Here is an 18,971-nt window from a genome sequence, read left to right on the forward strand (position 1 = left end):
ACCTAGTAATTCTAGCTGGATTACCGACGACAAGCGCATATGGGGGAACGTCTTTCGTTACCACAGCTCCCGCGCCCACCATCGCGCCTGTTCCAATACTTATTCCGGGCAATAATGTTGCATTGGCGCCAATACTCGCCCCATCTTTAATGGTAATACCTGAAAACTCGCTCGGGTAGTTTTTGGAATGAGGATATGGGTCATTCGTGAAAGTTGCATTTGGGCCTATAAAAACATTACTCTCAATGCGAGTTCCATCCCATAACTGAACGCCGGATTTAACAGTTACATTATCTCCAATGACTACATTCCCTTCGATTAAGCAGTGTGCGCAAATATTACAATTCCTACCAATTTTGGCTCCTTCAAGAATGACCACAAACTGCCATATACGAGTTTCATCACCAATTTCGCATGACGATACATCAGCCAAATGGTGAATAGTACTCATGAGCTCACCTGCTCGATGAAATCCTCATAATTCCGTATATAATCGCTTTCGTCATAGTGCTCACTGGCAACTACGAGCAGGACGCAATCGGAACTGAAATCATGCATTTCGTGCCAAACCATGGGCTCAATCGCTACCCCCTTAGTTGGTGCATCCAGCCAAAGTTCAGCTTTCTCTGTACCGTTATCTAGCAACATGCGACATTGCCCTGACACGCATACAGCGACCTGTTGAAGCTCTTTGTGAGCGTGAAAGCCCCTACTAACCCCTTCCATCGTTCCGAAAATGTAGTAGACGCGCTTGATATCAAAAGGGACGGCTCTTCCAGATTCGAGCGCAACTAACGAGCCACGATCGTCACCCAACATTGGAAACTCAAGCAGATTGATCAACGACATTAGTGCTCTCCCGCAATGTCCAATAAATATTGACCGTAGCCGTTTTTACTCAGCGACTGCCCATTGCGCTTCAAGGCTGCCTTTGTCAGCCATCCATTGTTATAGGCAACCTCTTCCAAACATGCGATTTTATTACCTTGCCGCTTTTCGATCGTCTCTACAAACTGAGCAGCCTCTAACAAGCTTTCGTGGGTACCGGTATCCAGCCACGCGAAGCCTCGACCTAAAAGTTCAACGTGAAGGTCACCCCGTTCGAGATAGGCTCTGTTTACGTCGGTAATTTCTAATTCTCCCCGCTGGGAAGGCCGCACAGCTTTAGCAATCTCTGTTACCTGATTGTCATAGAAATACAACCCGGTCACTGCATGATGCGATTTAGGCTTTAAGGGCTTCTCCTCGATGGAAACCGCTTTTTGCTGCTCATCAAACGCCACCACGCCGAAACGCTCTGGATCTTTGACCTGATACCCGAATATAGTCGCACCTTGGCCGTTTTCCGCTCGTTTCGCAGCTTCTCGCAGCTTAGGCGTAAAGCCCTGACCGTAGAAAATATTATCACCCAACACCAGGCATACGTTGTCGTCACCGATAAAGTCCTCACCAATGATAAACGCCTGAGCTAAGCCATCTGGGCTGGCTTGTATAGCATAGGTAAGATTGATACCGAACTGCTCACCGGTACCCAGTGCTCGCTTAAAGCCCGCCTGATCTTCTGGAGTGGTGATAATGAGAATGTCACGAATACCCGCCAACATAAGCACAGATAACGGATAGTAAATCATGGGCTTGTCGTATACCGGCAGCAACTGCTTGGAGGTGCCGAGAGTTATCGGGTATAGGCGGGTTCCAGAGCCGCCAGCAAGGACGATGCCTTTCATGGGTTTCCTTTAGTTTGCATGCGATCTACGAACTTACGAGAAAAACGCAGCTGAAGCGTTCTACTAGGAGCCGAGTGACGTTGTAGTTGTAGCTGAAGCGAGCATCTCAGCCAGCAACCCCCAGCCGCTCTCGCTGGTAGCTACCGTCTTGCGCTCGCCGGCACCAGTCGAGGTTGTCGAGATACCACTGGATGGTTTTACGGATGCCTGATTCAAACGTTTCTGCGGGAACCCAGCCAAGCTCTCTCTGAATCTTGCGGGCATCGATGGCATAACGCAGATCATGACCCGGGCGATCTGTTACGTAGGTGACTAAGTCCGAATAAGCATCGACGCCTACCGGCTTGTTCGGCACAAACTCTTCCAGCAACGTGCAAATCGTTCCCACTACGTCGATGTTCCGCTTTTCATTGCGGCCGCCGATGTTGTATGTCTCACCGACCTCGCCTTCGGTGGCCACTTTGTATAGTGCATGGGCGTGGTCTTCAACATAGAGCCAATCGCGAACTTGCTCGCCCTTGCCATACACGGGCAAAGGCTTGCCCTCCAGGGCGTTAAGAATCATCAACGGAATAAGTTTCTCAGGGAAATGATAAGGACCATAGTTGTTCGAACAGTTGGTAACCAATACCGGAAGTCCATAGGTCCTATACCAAGAACGCACCAAGTGATCGGAGCTCGCTTTACTGGCGCTATAAGGGCTGCTGGGTGCGTAAGATGTAGTCTCAGTGAAAAGTTCAGTCGTCCCTTCAAGGTCTCCGTAGACCTCATCGGTACTGACATGATGGAAGCGGAAACGTGCTTTCCGGATTTCATCGAGGCCACCCCAGTATCTTCGCGCAGCTTCCAGTAACGTATAGGTGCCTACAATGTTCGTTTCGATGAATGCAGCCGGGCCGTCAATGGAGCGATCCACATGGCTTTCGGCAGCCAAATGCATAATCGCGTCCGGTTGGTGCTGTCTCAGCACACGTTCAAGTTCCGAGCGATCGCAAATATCAACCTGCTCGAAACAGTAACGCTTGTTACCGCTAACTTCAGCAAGGCTCTCAAGGTTGCCTGCGTACGTAAGCTTGTCAACGTTTACAACGTCATCAGCGGTGTTGTGAATAATATGACGGATGACGGCAGAACCGATAAATCCGGCCCCACCTGTAATCAAAAATTTCATGGTTAGTTTACGTCCTCAATGTACCAAGGCATGGCTTTAGTAATCCCTGCAGCAATCCGATATTCCGGGGAGTAGCCAAGTTTGCTGACCGCCTTGCCGATATCTGCTTGTGAGTGGCGTACGTCGCCTGCGCGGAAATCTTGGTAAACGGGCGATTTGATATATTGCTTGCCATTCTCCGCCAACGCGCTCTGAAGCGCCCCAAACAACTCGTTTAACGTCGTACGATCCCCTACAGCAACGTTGTAGACTTCGTTCTTTGCATTCTTATCGGCGGTGGCAGCTAGCAGGTTGGCTTGAACGGCGTTCTCCACGAAACAGAAATCCCGACTGGTCTCGCCGTCTCCATTTACCACCACATCCTCGTCCTGCAGCATTGCGGCGGTCCATTTAGGGATAACGGCAGCATAGGCGCCGTCTGGGTCCTGGCGTTTACCAAATACGTTGAAGTAGCGCAGGCCTACAGTGTTGAACCCGTAGGTTTTTGCGAAAACATCAGCATACAATTCATTGACGTACTTGGTGACCGCATAGGGTGATAGTGGTTTTCCAATATTTGCTTCAACTTTGGGCAAGGCGGGATGGTCGCCGTAAGTTGAGCTACTGGCGGCGTAGGTGAAACTCTCTACTGCAGCATCTCGGGCAGCAACGAGCATATTCAGAAAGCCACCGATATTGGTGCCATCCGTCGTAATCGGATCGTTAATGCTGCGAGGCACCGAGCCGAGCGCCGCCTGATGCAGTACGTGGTCGACATCCTGACACGCGTGACGACAGTCCTCCAGGTTGCGAATGTCCCCTTCGATAAACGTGAAACGGGACCATTGCTCTCCTGAGACCAAAGTCTTTACCTCTTCCAGATTATGCCGATGGCCAGTGGCAAAGTTATCTAGCCCGACCACAGCCTGGCCCAGACCGAGAAGGTGCTCGACTAAGTTAGAGCCTATAAAGCCAGCTGCACCAGTGACAAGCCAAACTCGTGGATTGACCAACAATTCTTGCGCTAAGGCGTCGTATCTCTTCATAGGGCTGCTCACCTCATCACCTGGGTCATTCAGTTACTTATCCACGCAAAATCATAGGAGCTTAGGCGCTGGCATTCGCACTTAGCTGTGCTCTCACGCGAATAATAAATTCAAAGAGAAATGCTCCAAAAACACCTACCATGCCACCCAGCAAACCCGCTAGCACGACGATCAGCGCTCGTCTTGGCCCTGTCTTCTCCGCACTCTCGCGACTCACCACAAGCACTTCCACTGGCTTAAGCTGTTCCAACTGGCGCTCCAGGCTTACACGTTTCTCAATGGCTCTCGCCAAAGCTTCTCCGGCGAACTGCTGCCCTTCTAGGGCTTCGATAACCTTCTCCAGAGATTCAATTTGTCGCTGAAGGCTCTTTTCTTCCGAGCTAATCAAATTGCCCTGATGCTGCTTCACCCTGTCGATCAAGGTTGTGTGTATATCCTTAACAACCTCGGCATTTTCCTTATCCGACTCGGAGCTGAGGCGGATGAGGCGGGTTTGTTCCGGATTGCTTGCGTTTACCTCGAAAGGTAGTTTTTTCTCATGCTCCGCTCGGAAGCGAGTACTCACTTCTTGCAGCCAGCGATTCTCAATAGTGGCAATCACTGCAGCTGGCTGCTCTATGGGGCGCCCGTCGCCTTGCTCGGCCACTTCCAAAAGGCTCGCATATTCGTACTTGTCGGATGTGAAAAGTGCGTATGCTAAGCCCGCTAAAGTCACGACAACAAATACGATATAAAAAACATACCGGCGGCGGACGAACACCGCGGCCAAATCCACCAAACTTATCTCGTCATCTCGCATTTGTTGCTGCTCGTAAGCATTGTTCATCTGAAAAAACCTGCTACAACCTGTTTGAAGAGTCCGGCACGCTACCGCCCCACCTACCCATTTCAGTGCGTTAAGGCGACGAGCCATGCATTCACAGCCTATTAACAACTGTTAGCGCAGCTTTTGGGTATAACCTGCCGGTGATTCGTATACGTCACGAAAGGAGGCGAATTCTACGGTATTTTGCGGAGTTTTTGCAGTTTCAATGAGTGACGAATCTGTAGGGAATTACCTCAGTTCAACCACCCATTATCGCTTTATAGCAGATACGGGCACGCGCACCCTTTGTTGACTCTGCATAAATTCAATCAAAACAATGGCTCGGGTCTCGCCATCGTATGTCTGGAAAATGGCATTGAGGCCTTTAAAGGGACCGTCTTCGATATTGACCGGCTGGCCCGGCTTGATGCCGCCCTGCTCCGCGATGGCCTGCATGCCACGCTTAATCTGCGTTATGACGCTGTCCTCTATAGGAGAGGGCTTGTTACTGAAAGCAACCACTCGCAGCACCCCTCGTGTGGAACGAAGCTTTGCCCATGATGGATCGCTGGGGTCCATCTTAAAGAAGATATACCCAGGGAAAAGCGGCTCGAGCTTCTTTGCCCGTTTACCGTTTTTAATCTTCTCTACTTCAATCTTGGGGTAGAAGCACGCCACATCCTGGTTTTGCAGATGCTCCACAGCTCGATCTCCCTGATTCGGTTTGTGCTGTAGAACGTACCAAGTCATGGCCATGCCTCCTTTCCGTCAGCCGTATGTGTCGATCATCGTTGATGCAGCCTGGGCATCCCAGAACATTCGGCGGCGCCTAGTCCGCGTAGTGGACATGCAATTTAACAGAGGTCTGCCTGCTGCAAAGCTAGTAGGATGACATAGGTCCGTTAAAGCAGCCCATTGCTCGCGGCGGACTGTGCTCAACGTCATCTGCTGTCCTGACAGACAAGCCTATCATGCCCTACACTTCTTAAGGCGCAGTGCACCGAGTGGGCTGTTCAGAGGCATCCTCGCTTTGTGACGCCTATGTTTTGCTCCCGCTTTTATCCATCATCTGACTAAAGACTCATGCCTGAGAATGATGTAGACCTTATCTTGGAGATGCTCCGACAAGCATCGTTACGGCATCTGGCTCGGATGCCTAGGGTAGTTCCCATGGAACCAGAATCTGGGGAGCGTCCCCTCGGAGGCATGCTCGTGATAGAACTCAACGTCCTGCTCCATCGCGCGATAATAGTGCCAAACCTCCCTAAGCCACACGACGCAAAGTACGGCGACCACAGCCGTCACCAGTAGAGCTATCTTTGTCCTACCTCGCCTCTGACGTACCGTTAATGGTGGTACTAGCGCAACAGGCGGCTGGACCAACGCCCAAAACAGTGTCAGAACGAGCAATCCAATTAACATGGAGCCAGGTGCCATAAATACGGCTGAAACACCCGCATGAAAAAGTGCTGCAGAAACCGATGCAGTAAAAGCTGCCAAGATGAGCGCCAGCTCTGGCGCCTGCCCGGACCTAATCAACGTACGTTTTACCCAAAAATTTTTAGCGGCTTGGCCAACCAATACAAGCAACCCCGCGATCAACAACCAACCGTATTCGGCTGCCCACATGAGATACATATTGTGAGGATGCCCAAACTTCGGTGAGTTTCGGTATGCCTCGGTAATAATTTCATGGGTTAGCCAGGATTGCGGTCCCATGCCGAAGGGAAAATTCTGAATGCTCATCTGAAACGCTTCGAGGAATAGCGGCCATCGGCCAGAGCCGCCAGTTTTAATGCTTCTTATTTGAACTTCATCTAGCAGAATGGAGGGGATCAATACCGATAATAAAAGCCATGCGCACACGCCGAAAAGCAAGTATTTCGCCGATACCTTGAGCCACGGAAAGGAAGGTCGACCGATCAACAGAAGGACTAGAAGAGTCCCGAACCCCACCCCTAACATGGTCCCTCGAGCTGACGACATCAGAACGATCCACCACCAAAGCGCGGCGGCTAACGCTACGCCTGTTTTCCACAGTCGATTGTCTTTATACGGGCCAATGAAAACGGCTAGGGGCAAAAGGGGTAGCAGCCAGGTGGCGACATGGCTCCAATAACGAATGTTTACGAAGCCCCAGGGGATATAGTTAACAAGGTTCGCTACGCTACCGCTGATAGCAAATAGATACACATTGATGGTCATTGCGCCGTAGAAAAAACATGCACCCGCGACAAGGAAAATGAACGCACCTACTAAACGTTCAGCACGATTCAATTGAGCCAGACGACCACCCACTAAAATGATAAAAAGAAAATAGAAAGCATACATCCCCGGCTCAATCCAATTAAACGGCCGGAATCGGTAAGGAAAAGAAAGAAGAAAAAAGAGAACAGCAAGAAAAATGCCAGGAAGCGCCTGCCATAACACTTGTGACTGGGATGCCTCTCTAGCAGGATTTAACCACCCAAATCCTACTACTAAAACAACTGAGCCGGAGATGCTTAGCAACAAAAACCGTTGAGCTGCGTATCCCCCAAAAGATATTGGAAGGAAATCAATGAATAGTACTATAAGCAAAAATAACACAATGGTGCTGCACAAGCATTTCATTAAAAGCAGCTCGATGGCCCTGAATAACGGTTTAAGAAAAGCCATAAAACACTTCAGCAGCAGTATCTAATTGAACTCGACAAGTAGACCCAACTCGAACTCCATCTGTTCGGGCAAGCGCACAAAATAGGTCCCTTACCAACTCTAAGTCGCAATAACACCAGAAATGCAGTAAACAAAATCACCTGTCAAAAAAGATCGGAGATTACCACCTCTGTTGAATACTTACTTTAACTTGGCGGAGACGTGAAAATGAAAAGCCCCGATGACAGAAACCGTCGGGGCTTTTCGAGGGTCAAGCAATGTATGTCGACCTTTAACTCAATTAACTCTTGGTACAACCAGTTGGCGTATAAGAATCTTTCCAGCTTGCTGGAGCACCTGTGATAACGCAAGCCCAGCTTCCATCAGCGAGACGGTTGAGGTTGATGTCAGCCCCTGCAACATTCGGGTTACCGTTCAAGTCACACACAAGCGCACCGTTAATCGGAAGTGTCGTCGTGCCTGGAGTATACGCCGCAGATGTTACAGTACACCGGTCTGTAGATTTAATACCCAGATCGCTAAGAGCGTTAGCTGCGAGAGTGCTTCCGTCATTTATCGCCAGCTCATAGGCTGTCTTGGCTGGAGAAATCTCCGCCAGCCCCGCAGCAACCTGGGACTTTGCGGTGTAATCCTGATACTGAGGAATAGCGATGGCAGCCAAAATACCAATGATCGCAACGACGATCATCAATTCAATCAGAGTAAAACCTTTTTGGGCACGTTTCATTTGAACGTTTCTCATGAGCAAGCCTCTATTATTCGTTAAAATTCTCAAGCGACCCGGCTTCCGGCTGGACATTTACCGTAACCGTGACGAGTCTGATGATTGTTCAGCATGCGCTATGCCAGAATACAAAAAAGAAAAATTTATCATTTAAATTCAATATATTGAGACTTTATAATGAGAGAAAGAAAACCTTAAACATTAAGCCAAACGTGTCGCAACAAGCTCAAAATTGACAAAATTTGTCACCTTAGGCTCTGTTATCTTTTGAAACAATTCCACCACAGACGCGCCTTTCAAATTGATCCCAGCCCAACTAAACTTCTGATTCTTAAACTCCTGGTAACCTACCGACTACTCCTCTTATGGCGCTCAACAATCAGAATGTGACACTGACAGGACTTGCCCGTCGCTTCGTGGAAGACGGACTGCTGGATGAAGCTGCTGCAAGGGATGCCTTTCTTCAGGCTTCAAACAACAAAATCCCCCTCATCACTTATCTGGTACAGAACAACCTGGCCGAAAGCCGTGGATTGGCTTTTTCAGCTGCCATGGAGTTCGGAGTTTCCGTACTAGACCTGTCCTCATTTGCCCCGGATATGCTTCCGGAGAAGATTGTTGATGAAAAACTCATTCGCAAGCATAACGCACTGCCTTTGTACAAAAGGGGTAAGCGCCTTTATATCGCTGTTTCTGACCCCACCAACATCCAGGCCCTGGATGAGATCAAGTTCAATACCGGCCTGAGTACCGACGCGGTCCTCGTCGACGACGCAAGGCTGCGCGAACTTATCGACGGCTATCTCGAATCCAGCGAATCATCCATGGGTGACCTTGCCGATTCGGAGCTTGGTGACATGGAAGTGGATGTCGAGGGCGCCGATGAAGATCAAGGTGAAAGCGCGGCGGCCGACATCGATGACGCGCCTATCGTCAAGTACGTTAACAAGATTCTTCTGGACGCGATTCGCGGCGGCGCCTCGGATGTCCATTTTGAACCTTATGAAAAGGTCTACCGGGTCCGTTATCGTACCGACGGTATTCTGAAGGAGATGTCCAAGCCTTCGATAAAACTTGCGCCCAAGATCTCCGCCCGGGTCAAGATCATGGCTCAATTGGATATTTCTGAGCGCCGCGTCCCTCAGGATGGGCGGATCAAGATGAAGCTATCCAAAACGAAGGCTATTGATTTTCGGGTCAATACGTTGCCGACACTCTGGGGCGAGAAAATCGTGCTTCGGATTCTGGACCCCAGCCAAGCCAAACTGGGTATCGATGCGCTTGGCTATGAGGAAGAGCAGAAGGAGATGTACCTGACCGCGCTGGAACAGCCGCAAGGGATGATCCTTGTGACTGGCCCCACCGGTTCAGGTAAAACAGTTTCTCTTTATACCGGGCTGAATATCCTCAATACCCAAGAACGCAACATCTCCACCGCTGAGGACCCAGCGGAAATCAATCTTGAGGGCATCAACCAGGTCAACGTTAACACCCGGGTGGGCCTTGGCTTCGCCGAAGCATTGCGCGCATTCCTGCGCCAGGATCCTGACGTCATCATGGTCGGCGAGATCCGGGACCTTGAAACCGCGAACATTGCGATCAAAGCGGCCCAAACCGGTCACCTGGTGCTTTCGACGCTCCACACGAACAGCGCCCCGGAAACCTTGACTCGAATGATGAACATGGGGGTGCCTGCCTTCAATATCGCGACCTCGGTGAGTCTAATCATTGCCCAGCGTTTGGCCCGTCGGCTTTGCAGCTGTAAGGAGTCTTTAGACGCCCCAAGCGATGTCCTTTTAAAGGAAGGCTTCACAGAGCAACAAATTGAAACAGGCTTTACTTTGTACCGCCCCAAGGGCTGTGATAAATGCAATGGGGGATATAAAGGCCGCGTCGGTATTTACGAGGTGGTGAAGATTACGGACGAGCTGGCCAACATGATTATGGAAGAAGCCAGCTCTATCCAGATAGCAAAACAGGCTCAGGCGGAAGGCTTTGCAAACTTGAGGCAGTCAGCCCTTAAAAAGGTCATTGAGGGCGTGACCAGTCTCGAAGAAGCGAACCGCGTGACGAAGGATTAAACATGGCAGAAAATGCGCAAAAGCTGTCTACCTTCTTATGGGAAGGCAAGGACCGCAAAGGTAACAAAACCAAAGGCGAGGTTTCAGGCACTAACCTTGCGCTGGTGAAAGCCCAACTGCGAAAGCAGGGCATCATGCCCAGCAAGGTCAAGAAAAAGCCAAAGCCGCTGTTCGGTGGGACCAAAAAAATCACGCCTTTCGACATTGCGATGCTGACGCGGCAATTGGCGACCATGATGAAGGCAGGCGTCCCTCTTGTGCAAAGCTTCGATATTGTTGCCGATGGGCTTGATCATAAGGGTCTTCAGGAGCTGGTGGTCACCATTCGAAACGATATCGCGGCGGGCACCAGCTTTGCTGGCGCACTCAAACGCCATCCGCGCCACTTTGATGACCTCTATTGCAACTTGGTTGACTCCGGCGAACGCGCTGGTGCGCTTGAGCAGATGCTTGAGCGGATTGCGGTGTACCTGGAGAAAACTGAGGGCCTGAAGAAAAAGATCAAGAAAGCCATGACCTACCCGATCGCTGTTGTGGTGGTCGCAATTATCGTAACAGCTATCCTTCTGGTGAAAGTCGTACCACAGTTCGAAAGCTTGTTCCAAGGTTTTGGTGCCGATCTTCCCGTCTTTACACAGATGGTTGTCAATCTCTCGGAGTGGATGCAGGCGTGGTGGTTTGTGGTTCTACTGAGTATTGTCGGTGGTATCTTTCTTTTCAAAGAGGCCAATCGACGGTCGCAGAAGTTCTCTGACGCCATTGATCGCCTAGTGCTAAAGATTCCGGTGATGGGCGAAATTATTGATAAGGGAGCTGTGGCCAAGTTTGGTCGCGTTCTTTCAACAACATTCGCTGCTGGTGTGCCCCTTGTTGATGCTCTCGACTCAGTCTCAGGCGCGACAGGTAACGCCGTTTACCGTGATGCAGTGCGTAAAATAAAAGACGAGGTCTCATCCGGAACACAACTCCAAGCGGCCATGAAACAAACCGATGCCTTTCCCGTTATGGCCATACAGTTGACTGCCATTGGTGAGGAGTCGGGCAACTTGGACGAAATGCTGTCAAAAGTGGCGGACCACTACGAGGGTGTTGTCGATGATATGGTCGATAACCTCACGGCTCTTATGGAGCCGATGATTATGTCGGTGCTAGGTGTCCTTGTCGGCGGCTTGATCATCGCCATGTATCTACCGATCTTCCAGATGGGGCAAGTTGTAGGCTAACCCTCTTGTTAACGAAAGGCTTGGAGTTAACGCTTCAAGCCTTTTTTATCGATCTAATTCCAATTACTAAGCCCCGTTCGAGGCCGCATGTCCCAGTTTGAAGCCTTTCTGAACATACCTTGGCTCTTTTATCCTGCAACTATTCTTTTCTCCCTCTGCATAGGCAGCTTCCTAAACGTCGTCATCCTCCGCCTCCCCAGAATGATGGAGCAGGATTGGCGCTGCCAGTGCGAGGAGTTCCTCGAACTCCCGGATAAACAACGCAAGCCGTCGCAAAAAATTACTCTCTCGTCCCCTAACTCCACGTGCCCCAAATGCAATCATGAGATCAAGCCGTGGGAGAATATTCCTGTCGTCAGCTACTTATTCCTACGCGGTAAGTGCAGTGCGTGCAAAACGCCTATTTCGGCGCGCTACCCGATCATCGAGGCAAGTACAGCGATCCTTTCGGTGTTCACGGTTTATTTATTGGGCGCGACGCCAGAAGCCCTTTGGGCTCTGCTGCTGGTTTGGGCGCTGATCGCGCTGACGGTTATTGATTTCGATACCCAGCTCTTGCCCGATAGCATCACCCTTCCCCTGCTCTGGCTAGGTTTGATCCTGAACTACTTTGGCATGTTGACCGACTTTGCCAGCGCTTTTTGGGGCGCGGTGTTTGGGTATTTATCGCTGTGGTCCGTCTACTGGCTGTTCAAGCTGGTGACCGGCAAGGAAGGCATGGGTCATGGGGATTTCAAGTTACTGGGGGCTCTAGGCGCCTGGCTGGGATGGCAGATGCTGCCTGCGGTGATTCTTCTATCCTCGGTGGTGGGTGCGGTTATTGGTTTGAGCCTGATCGCGTTCAAGGGGCATGGGCGTGAAGTGCCGATTCCTTTCGGTCCTTATCTCGCCATCGCCGGACTTTTGGCGTTATGGTTTGGTCCTGAAATCCAGGCGCTTTGGTTCGGGTACCTTCGGGTCTGAGCGCGCGCGGTGTAATGGTTAAATCCTTTCTGACGGAGTAAGTCTTTTTGAGAGTCATCGGCCTAACCGGGGGAATCGGCAGCGGCAAGTCCACCGTCGCCCGCCTTTTTGAACAACAAGGCGTGCATACCGTCGATGCAGATACGGTGGCCCGGGAAGTCGTTGAGCCCGGCACGCCGGCCCTGGCAGAGATCGCCGGGCATTTTGGCGCGGATATTCTAACGTCGGCAGGTGCGCTCGACCGGGCGGCCTTACGCAAGGTCGTATTTGACGCGCCGGCTGAACGCGAGTGGCTGGAGAAACTGCTCCACCCTGTTATCCGCGAGGAGCTGATGCGCCAGCTGTGGCTCACGCCTTCAACTCCACCGCCGTCCGGCTATTCCGCGGGTTACGTTCTGCTGGTGTCGCCCTTGCTGCTTGAAACCGACCAGCACCAGCTGGTGGAGCGTGTAATCGTTATCGATGTGCCGGTCGAAACCCAGATTGAAAGGACCATGGCACGGGACGATAACGATCGGGCTCAGGTCGAACGCATTATTGCGGCGCAAATAGACCGCGAAAAGCGTTTGCAAAGCGCCGATATGGTGATCGACAACAGCGCGCCAATCGAGAGTATCGTCGAGCAGGTCCAAGAGGTCCATCGGAAGCTGAGTGAACTAGGAGCCTCTGAATAACACCTTGTGCTTCCTAACCTAAGAAACTGAGATACTATTCAGTTGCATAAAAAGAGCTTAAAGGCGAAACAACACAGATGGACTGCGTTTTCTGTCAGATTAGCCAGGGTAAGGCGCCGGCCGCCCGGGTACTTGAGGATGAGCATTGCTGCGCGTTCCTGGACATCCATCCCTTGGGGCGCGGCCACGTTCTCGTGATTCCGAAAATCCACGTGGTGCAGATCACCGAGTTGCCCGACACGACTGCAAACCATCTTTTTGCGGTCGCTCAGCGCATCTTGAAAGCCCAACGGACCATAGGCTGGGGCGTGGACGGCACCAATGTGCTGCTCAACGATGGTAAGGCCGCAAACCAGACGCTCGCGCACATGCACATCCATGTCATCCCCCGGGAAAAGGGTGACAGCCTGAAATCCGCAGGCCGCCTACTGCTCCATGTGACCGGCCTATTCGGTCCCAGAGCCCGCCAACACACATTAGAAGAACAGGCTGAAGCGCTTCGCAATGCTCTGGATTACTCAGCAAATTAGACACCTTCGTTACGGTCTCTTCGCCCTCGCTATCGTCCCCAACATGCTCTGGGCCGCAACAGACGATCAGGACCACAAGTTTGTCTCCCCGCCGGGTGTGGAGGATCTTGGGCCGTCATTTTTTACGTTCTCCCCCGAGGAAACTCACTATCCGGCCCGGGACTCCTGGTGGATCGATACCTCTGATTGGGTGATCAAGCAACGCCATTACCGCTCGGACCAAGTTCAGCGCATGGGTGCCTGGGCTGACCGCACGCTATCCGGCGACGCGCAGGCGCTACCCGACAACGAGAGCTACCTGCGTTTGGGCTTTGCCACCCGGTCGGAAACCGGCGACCTTGCCCAGCTCGAGCCGGAAGCGCGTTTCCGTCTGGATTTGCCCACGCTCGAGGAAAAATTAAGGCTCGTCGTCGAGAGTGAAAGCGAGGAAACCAAATCTTTGTCGGAGCGCGACCGCGACCGCCAGCTCACAGACAATGAGCGCTCCGAAAGCGAGGCTACGGGCGCCTTACGCTACATCACGCAAATCACCGAGACTTTGAACCTGAGCAACGATGTTGGCGCGCGCCTCAGATTTCCGCCGGATGCCTTCTGGCGCGCCCGCTCTCGCGCCCGGTTCGAACTTCAGAACAACTGGCAGTTGGATCTCGATCAACGCTTCTACTACTTCCATGTGGATGGTTGGGGTGAAAGTACCTGGGTCGGCTTTTCGCGGCCGTTCGACGAGTGGCAGTTTTTGGCAGCATCGGAACTGCGCTGGGTTCACGAGGACCGTAATTTCGAGTTCTCCGAGGTCTGGAGTCTTTATAAACGACTCAATAACCGCGCGGAATTGAATCCCCGGCTCGGCATCATCGGTGAGAGCAATCCCAACTGGCGCAGTACCGAATACCTAGCCGACCTGACTTACCGTTACCGCATTTACGATACTTGGCTATTCGGCGAGGTTATCCCCGCCGTGAACTTTTATCGCGATAACAATTTCAAGGAAACCACGTCCCTGACGTTACGGATCGAAATGTTCTTCGCCCGGAGCATTCGATGAGCAGACATCGCTCTCGCCCGTCAGAGGACGCGCTAACCCTAACGCCCGTTGCTATCGCCCGTTCGTGCTTCCGGGACAAGTTCGGCGTGCCCCGCCAACCGGGGATGACCCGCCATGCATGGGCCGATCTGATCATCCAGCCGCCGTTCAACCGGGAAGACGCTTTTCGCGGGCTGGAGGCCTGCTCGCACATCTGGCTGACCTTTCAGTTTCATGAAGCGGTTCGCGCCGATTGGCGCCCGACGATCCGGCCACCACGTTTAGGGGGCAACAAGAAGATCGGTGTTTTTGCCAGCCGGTCGCCCTTCCGACCGAACAGCCTTGGGCTTTCCGTGGTCCGCAACGAAGGCTTGAGCCGTCGGGACGGCCACCTGGTGCTACGCGTTCGTGAACACGATCTGATTGATGGCACGCCCATACTCGACATCAAGCCCTATCTACCGTTTGCCGACGCTGTGTCCGAAGCGCATCTCGAGTGGGCATCCACTGCGCCAACGGAGCGGCTGCCCGTCGTCTTCGCTTCGGAGGCCGTAGAGCAGCTGGAGATCTTGGATCAGACGCGTTATCCGGATTTTCAGGCCTTGATCGAAGATGTGGTCGCCTACGACCCCAGACCCTCTTTCCGGCGAGGACGGATCGAAGAGCGAATCTACGGTGCTCACCTATATGATCACAATGTTCGCTTCCGATTCGACGATGACCAAGTGACCGTTTTGACAGTAAGTCTGCTAGACTGAGAGCCATTCTGGCAGCCTATTGAAGGCGTCGGATAGTAGGCATATGCCGGAGTCGCAAATAGGGAACCTCCAGACTCGCCCGTTAGAATTCTGGAAGGTTTCGGAACCAGGGAAACGGTAGCGTGGCATTACGATTATCCCTCCGAAAGCTTGGTATTCGCCCCCTTGCGGCAAGACTATTGGTTTATGTCTTGCTGTTCAGTTTCCTGTTGTCTCTCGTGGCGACCGGCGCCCAGATGGTGGGCGAGTTCGAGCGTCGCAAAAGCGAATTGATGGAAGTTCAAGACCGCGTCGCGGAGATGCTCTTGCCAATTCTTAGCAAGAACCTCTGGATAATGGACATGGACGCGGTGGAGACAAGTCTAGACGGCTTGCTCGCCTTCCCGTCCATGCAATATGCCGAAGTTCAGTCAGACACCGGCGAGCGCTTCCGCTCAGGCCAGCCCATCGAACAGGAGCACATTGAGCAACAGTACAGCATTCTCCTGAACGGCGCCGATCGCGCGTCTCACAAGCTGGGCACGCTGACGATCGGTTCCTCGCTGGAGACCGTCTACAACGACATTGTCAGCCGCAGCCTTGTACTGCTGTTATTCCAAAGCCTCATCGTCATGCTAGGCACCCTGGGCCTGCTGCTAATTGTCAGAGTTACCCTGACTCGCCATCTCGAAACCATCGCCGACTATATCAAGCGCCTCAATTTCGATGCCCTGATTGCCCCGCTGAAGTTGCGGCGCAAGGCGCCAACACGGCCAGACGAGCTGAGCGAAGTGGAACAGGCCCTTAACGTCATGCGCACCCAGTTGTTGGAGGAGGCAGATGACCTGCGCCAATCCAACTTGCGCTCTCAGGATGAGCGTGACGAAGCCGTACGCGCCAATCATGCCAAGAACCTATTTCTCGCTAACGTCAGTCATGAATTAAGGACGCCACTTCAATCCGTACTCGGCTATGCCAGCCTGCTGGAAGACACCAAGCTGGACCAGGAACAGCTGGACTACGTAAAAACCCTGCAAATTTCAGCTGAGGGCCTGTCGGCCATCATCAACGACCTGCTGGATATCTCCAGTATGGAAGCCGGCAAGCTGGTGCTTGAGCATATCGCGTTCGATCTTCGGGATACCCTGAACGACCTGGTGATCATGCTCGGCGATCGCGCCCGGGAAAAGGGTCTGGCGCTGGAGCTTCGGGTCGACGAGAACCTGCCCTCCGCTCTACGCGGCGATCCCATTCGGCTGCGCCAGATCCTGCTCAACCTGACCTCCAACGCGATCAAATTTACCGACTCGGGCCACGTATTGATCAGCCTGGAAGTGTTGGGCCGGAGTCAGGAGGGTATTCAGGTCCGTGTCGCCGTCGAGGACACCGGCGTTGGCATTCACGCCGAAGACCTGCCGCTGGTCTACGAGCCCTATGTTCAGCTGGGCCAGCGGTTTCGCCGGCAGCTTCCGGGCGCCGGCCTGGGCCTGACCATTTGTCGCCAGCTGATCAATCTGATGGGCGGCGTCCTGGATGTTCAGAGCACCCCCAGCGAGGGCTCGACTTTCTGGATCGAACTCGATCTGGCGCTGGCGCCGGAAGGCTCGACCCGTGTGCGGCCGGATACCCGGATGATCCAGGGCAAGCGTCTGCTGGTGGTGGATTCCTACGCCCTGTCGCGCAAAATCACGCTGGAAATGCTCTCCCGCCACGATGTGGAGATCGAAGCGGTCAAGTCCGCCGCTGAAGCCATCCTGGCCTTGCGCCAGAGCAGCGAAGGCGAACTCCCCTTCGACGCCATTATTCTCGACGGCTTCGTACCGGACATGGATAGCGACCTGTTTTGCCAGCAGATTCGGGAAAACCCGAGTTGGAAAGGTACGCGCATTCTGGTGCTTTCTTCCAATCCTCAGCGCGGCGATGCCGAGCATTTCCGGCAGGCGGGCGCCGATAGCTTCCTGAGCAAGTCGTTGCGCGAATCCTGCCTGACACCCATGCTTCATCAACTGTTCGCCGACCGCGCCAGCGGCCAGCGCACGTTCCTCACTCGCTTTTCCCTGCAACCCGCCCAGGAGCAGCGCGAACGCACACCCTTACCCAGCCAGCGCATGCGCATCTTGCTGGTTGAAGACAATCCGGTGAATCGCACCCTGACCCGGCGCCTGTTGGAAAAGCTCGGCTGCGACGTCACGACTGCCAATGATGGCGAGGCCGCCCTCGGTCTTATCCAGTGGCATCAGTTCGACATTATTTTCATGGATTGCGTCATGCCGCGGATCGACGGATTCGAAGCCACCCGTCGCTTGCGCCAGCTAGAGCGCGAAGAGAATCGGACGCATGTCCCGGTCGTTGCATTGACCGCAAGCGCGATGGAAAAAGATGAAGAACGTTGCCGGCGCGCCGGCATGGATGCTTTCGTCGCCAAGCCGGTCAATATGGAGATGCTGCGAGCCATCCTGGAACAATTCTGTCAGAGTGCAATCGACGTCTGAGCTAGTTACCATAGTCTGCGAAAACAGCCTCTTCAGGAAATCAACGTTTCTTGACGACAACAGTTTCCGTACGACAAACGTCTCTTTGCAACAAACCCGGTACTCAGATCGCCATGTTAGTGACTTGCCCCACCTGTAAGAAAGACAACGAATGGGACACGGGCAACCCTCATCGCCCCTTCTGCAGCGAACGCTGCAAGCTGATTGACCTCGGCGCCTGGGCGAATGAGGACTTCCGTATTCCTGCCGAACCTGTAGATCCCAACGAGATCCCGCTTGGGGAAGAAGAGGACTCGGAGCCGTCAAGGCATTAGTATCCGTTAGCGACACACTGTCGTTGCCTGACGTCATGGAAGACCCGCAGGAAACAACCTGACCGTGTTACCCAGCTTTAAGTTGAGCGGCCCCAAGCCCATAGCTACCATGTGCCGCTGATTCCATCAGAACGTATTACAAGGGTGAATCCATGAAATATAGCCGCCTCTCCATCCTGGCACTCGCCGTCGCCACAACCCCAGCTTTGGGCGCCGATTTCGAGCTCAGCCTGACTGACGATTCTGCCAAGGGACAGGTCAATTTCACGCCAACCACGTCCGACATCCAGGGTGGCGTCGGCTACACCTACCATCAGGGCAGCCGCCACATCGCCAACATCGACCTGCATGCCCAGGGACGTACCGCTATCGGTAACTTACCCACCACCGCGGGTATCGGCATGCGCGCCATCGGCTGGGATGACGATCACGTGGACGGGGGCGCCATCGGCCTGGGCGGTTTCGCCAATATGAATATTCCCAACGTACCCGGCCTGTCCGTAGGCGGCAGCCTGCATTACGCGCCAAGTATCCTCTCCTTCGGCGATTCCGATGACATGACCAGCTTCGAAGCGCGAGTGAGCTATCGCGTGATCCGCAATGCAGAAATATTCGGTGGGTATCGCTACCTCAACACCGAGCTCGATCCCAGCGGCGACATTAATCTTGACGAAGGCCTCATGGCGGGCATGAAGATATTTTTCTGAGCTTGAAGTCTGCTCGGTAAACTATCGACGGGGCCGAGTGCCCCGTTTTTTTGATTCCGTGGCATGCCTCACTGTTTACCTCCCCTCCCATTGCTAACCTGCCCCCTTTAATATAA

Annotated in this window: 18 protein-coding genes and 2 pseudogenes; 10 read left to right on the top strand and 10 right to left on the bottom strand. The window is 53.0% G+C overall.

Annotated elements, in window-relative coordinates; all coding sequences use genetic code 11:
- Position 1: 1 nt before the first annotated feature.
- From FXO11_RS20660 to FXO11_RS13130, 10 genes and pseudogenes are all read right to left on the bottom strand, one after another.
- Positions 2-133, bottom strand: a pseudogene (locus tag FXO11_RS20660) (DapH/DapD/GlmU-related protein); the annotation flags it as partial.
- A gap of 120 nt (positions 134-253) precedes the next feature.
- Positions 254-451: pseudogene (locus FXO11_RS20665) on the bottom strand (N-acetyltransferase); the annotation flags it as partial.
- Positions 448-849: a sugar 3,4-ketoisomerase gene (locus tag FXO11_RS13095; RefSeq protein WP_148863385.1), complete on the bottom strand. Its 402-nt coding sequence runs from the start codon at positions 847-849 to the stop codon at positions 448-450. The gene FXO11_RS13095 and the pseudogene FXO11_RS20665, both read right to left, overlap by 4 nt.
- Positions 849-1,727 carry a glucose-1-phosphate thymidylyltransferase RfbA gene (rfbA, locus tag FXO11_RS13100; RefSeq protein ID WP_148863386.1) on the bottom strand — a complete coding sequence of 293 codons (879 nt, stop codon included), beginning with the start codon at positions 1,725-1,727 and terminating at the stop codon, positions 849-851. Before rfbA ends, FXO11_RS13095 begins: the two co-directional genes overlap by 1 nt.
- Before the next feature lie 106 nt (positions 1,728-1,833).
- Positions 1,834-2,898, bottom strand: a complete 1,065-nt coding sequence (gene rfbB, locus FXO11_RS13105) for a dTDP-glucose 4,6-dehydratase (RefSeq protein WP_148863387.1) — start codon at positions 2,896-2,898, stop codon at positions 1,834-1,836.
- A 2-nt stretch (positions 2,899-2,900) separates the two neighbouring features.
- Positions 2,901-3,923, bottom strand: coding sequence for an NAD-dependent epimerase/dehydratase family protein (locus FXO11_RS13110; RefSeq protein ID WP_148863388.1), 1,023 nt, complete (start codon positions 3,921-3,923; stop codon positions 2,901-2,903).
- A gap of 61 nt (positions 3,924-3,984) precedes the next feature.
- Complete coding sequence (locus tag FXO11_RS13115) at positions 3,985-4,749, bottom strand: Wzz/FepE/Etk N-terminal domain-containing protein (RefSeq protein ID WP_148863389.1); 765 nt, start codon at positions 4,747-4,749, stop codon at positions 3,985-3,987.
- A gap of 249 nt (positions 4,750-4,998) precedes the next feature.
- Complete coding sequence (gene rfaH, locus FXO11_RS13120) at positions 4,999-5,478, bottom strand: transcription/translation regulatory transformer protein RfaH (RefSeq protein WP_148863390.1); 480 nt, start codon at positions 5,476-5,478, stop codon at positions 4,999-5,001.
- A 384-nt stretch (positions 5,479-5,862) separates the two neighbouring features.
- Entirely contained in the window at positions 5,863-7,386 is a 1,524-nt protein-coding gene (locus FXO11_RS13125) for an O-antigen ligase family protein (RefSeq protein ID WP_148863391.1), read from the bottom strand.
- 280 nt (positions 7,387-7,666) lie between these two features.
- Positions 7,667-8,113, bottom strand: a complete 447-nt coding sequence (locus FXO11_RS13130; RefSeq protein ID WP_148863392.1) for a pilin — start codon at positions 8,111-8,113, stop codon at positions 7,667-7,669.
- Positions 8,114-8,475: 362 nt separating this feature from the next.
- On the opposite strand from FXO11_RS13130, the gene pilB reads away from it, so the two are divergent.
- The 10 genes from pilB to FXO11_RS13180 all read left to right on the top strand — a co-directional run bounded on the left by pilB (position 8,476) and on the right by FXO11_RS13180 (position 18,855).
- Positions 8,476-10,191: a type IV-A pilus assembly ATPase PilB gene (gene pilB / locus FXO11_RS13135; RefSeq protein ID WP_148863393.1), complete on the top strand. Its 1,716-nt coding sequence runs from the start codon at positions 8,476-8,478 to the stop codon at positions 10,189-10,191.
- 2 nt (positions 10,192-10,193) lie between these two features.
- Positions 10,194-11,414: a type II secretion system F family protein gene (locus FXO11_RS13140; protein WP_148863394.1), complete on the top strand. Its 1,221-nt coding sequence runs from the start codon at positions 10,194-10,196 to the stop codon at positions 11,412-11,414.
- Positions 11,415-11,501: 87 nt separating this feature from the next.
- Positions 11,502-12,377 carry a prepilin peptidase gene (locus tag FXO11_RS13145; RefSeq protein ID WP_148863395.1) on the top strand — a complete coding sequence of 292 codons (876 nt, stop codon included), beginning with the start codon at positions 11,502-11,504 and terminating at the stop codon, positions 12,375-12,377.
- 47 nt (positions 12,378-12,424) lie between these two features.
- On the top strand, positions 12,425-13,051 hold the full coding sequence (gene coaE / locus FXO11_RS13150; protein WP_148863396.1) for a dephospho-CoA kinase: 627 nt from the start codon (positions 12,425-12,427) through the stop codon (positions 13,049-13,051).
- A 77-nt stretch (positions 13,052-13,128) separates the two neighbouring features.
- The gene (locus FXO11_RS13155; RefSeq protein WP_148863397.1) at positions 13,129-13,581 is read left to right on the top strand and encodes an HIT family protein; all 453 of its coding nucleotides are present in this window, start codon (positions 13,129-13,131) and stop codon (positions 13,579-13,581) included.
- Positions 13,556-14,626 carry a hypothetical protein gene (locus tag FXO11_RS13160; RefSeq protein WP_227545901.1) on the top strand — a complete coding sequence of 357 codons (1,071 nt, stop codon included), beginning with the start codon at positions 13,556-13,558 and terminating at the stop codon, positions 14,624-14,626. Before FXO11_RS13155 ends, FXO11_RS13160 begins: the two co-directional genes overlap by 26 nt.
- Positions 14,623-15,363 carry a tRNA (N6-threonylcarbamoyladenosine(37)-N6)-methyltransferase TrmO gene (tsaA, locus tag FXO11_RS13165; protein WP_148863398.1) on the top strand — a complete coding sequence of 247 codons (741 nt, stop codon included), beginning with the start codon at positions 14,623-14,625 and terminating at the stop codon, positions 15,361-15,363. Before FXO11_RS13160 ends, tsaA begins: the two co-directional genes overlap by 4 nt.
- Positions 15,364-15,485: 122 nt before the next feature.
- The gene (locus tag FXO11_RS13170) at positions 15,486-17,834 is read left to right on the top strand and encodes a response regulator (RefSeq protein WP_227545902.1); all 2,349 of its coding nucleotides are present in this window, start codon (positions 15,486-15,488) and stop codon (positions 17,832-17,834) included.
- 113 nt (positions 17,835-17,947) lie between these two features.
- Positions 17,948-18,148: a DNA gyrase inhibitor YacG gene (locus FXO11_RS13175; RefSeq protein ID WP_148864917.1), complete on the top strand. Its 201-nt coding sequence runs from the start codon at positions 17,948-17,950 to the stop codon at positions 18,146-18,148.
- A 152-nt stretch (positions 18,149-18,300) separates the two neighbouring features.
- On the top strand, positions 18,301-18,855 hold the full coding sequence (locus FXO11_RS13180) for a YfaZ family outer membrane protein (protein WP_148863399.1): 555 nt from the start codon (positions 18,301-18,303) through the stop codon (positions 18,853-18,855).
- Positions 18,856-18,971 lie beyond the last annotated feature (116 nt).

Source organism: Marinobacter fonticola (assembly GCF_008122265.1).
GTDB lineage: Bacteria > Pseudomonadota > Gammaproteobacteria > Pseudomonadales > Oleiphilaceae > Marinobacter_A > Marinobacter_A fonticola.

Coding starts and splice junctions, on each gene's coding strand:
- FXO11_RS13095 (WP_148863385.1), bottom strand. CDS start 849: ATGTCGTTGATCAATCTGCTTGAGTTTCCAATGTTGGGTGACGATCGT.
- rfbA (WP_148863386.1), bottom strand. CDS start 1,727: ATGAAAGGCATCGTCCTTGCTGGCGGCTCTGGAACCCGCCTATACCCG.
- rfbB (WP_148863387.1), bottom strand. CDS start 2,898: ATGAAATTTTTGATTACAGGTGGGGCCGGATTTATCGGTTCTGCCGTC.
- FXO11_RS13110 (WP_148863388.1), bottom strand. CDS start 3,923: ATGAAGAGATACGACGCCTTAGCGCAAGAATTGTTGGTCAATCCACGA.
- FXO11_RS13115 (WP_148863389.1), bottom strand. CDS start 4,749: ATGAACAATGCTTACGAGCAGCAACAAATGCGAGATGACGAGATAAGT.
- rfaH (WP_148863390.1), bottom strand. CDS start 5,478: ATGACTTGGTACGTTCTACAGCACAAACCGAATCAGGGAGATCGAGCT.
- FXO11_RS13125 (WP_148863391.1), bottom strand. CDS start 7,386: ATGGCTTTTCTTAAACCGTTATTCAGGGCCATCGAGCTGCTTTTAATG.
- FXO11_RS13130 (WP_148863392.1), bottom strand. CDS start 8,113: ATGAAACGTGCCCAAAAAGGTTTTACTCTGATTGAATTGATGATCGTC.
- pilB (WP_148863393.1), top strand. CDS start 8,476: ATGGCGCTCAACAATCAGAATGTGACACTGACAGGACTTGCCCGTCGC.
- FXO11_RS13140 (WP_148863394.1), top strand. CDS start 10,194: ATGGCAGAAAATGCGCAAAAGCTGTCTACCTTCTTATGGGAAGGCAAG.
- FXO11_RS13145 (WP_148863395.1), top strand. CDS start 11,502: ATGTCCCAGTTTGAAGCCTTTCTGAACATACCTTGGCTCTTTTATCCT.
- FXO11_RS13155 (WP_148863397.1), top strand. CDS start 13,129: ATGGACTGCGTTTTCTGTCAGATTAGCCAGGGTAAGGCGCCGGCCGCC.
- FXO11_RS13160 (WP_227545901.1), top strand. CDS start 13,556: ATGCTCTGGATTACTCAGCAAATTAGACACCTTCGTTACGGTCTCTTC.
- tsaA (WP_148863398.1), top strand. CDS start 14,623: ATGAGCAGACATCGCTCTCGCCCGTCAGAGGACGCGCTAACCCTAACG.
- FXO11_RS13175 (WP_148864917.1), top strand. CDS start 17,948: ATGTTAGTGACTTGCCCCACCTGTAAGAAAGACAACGAATGGGACACG.
- FXO11_RS13180 (WP_148863399.1), top strand. CDS start 18,301: ATGAAATATAGCCGCCTCTCCATCCTGGCACTCGCCGTCGCCACAACC.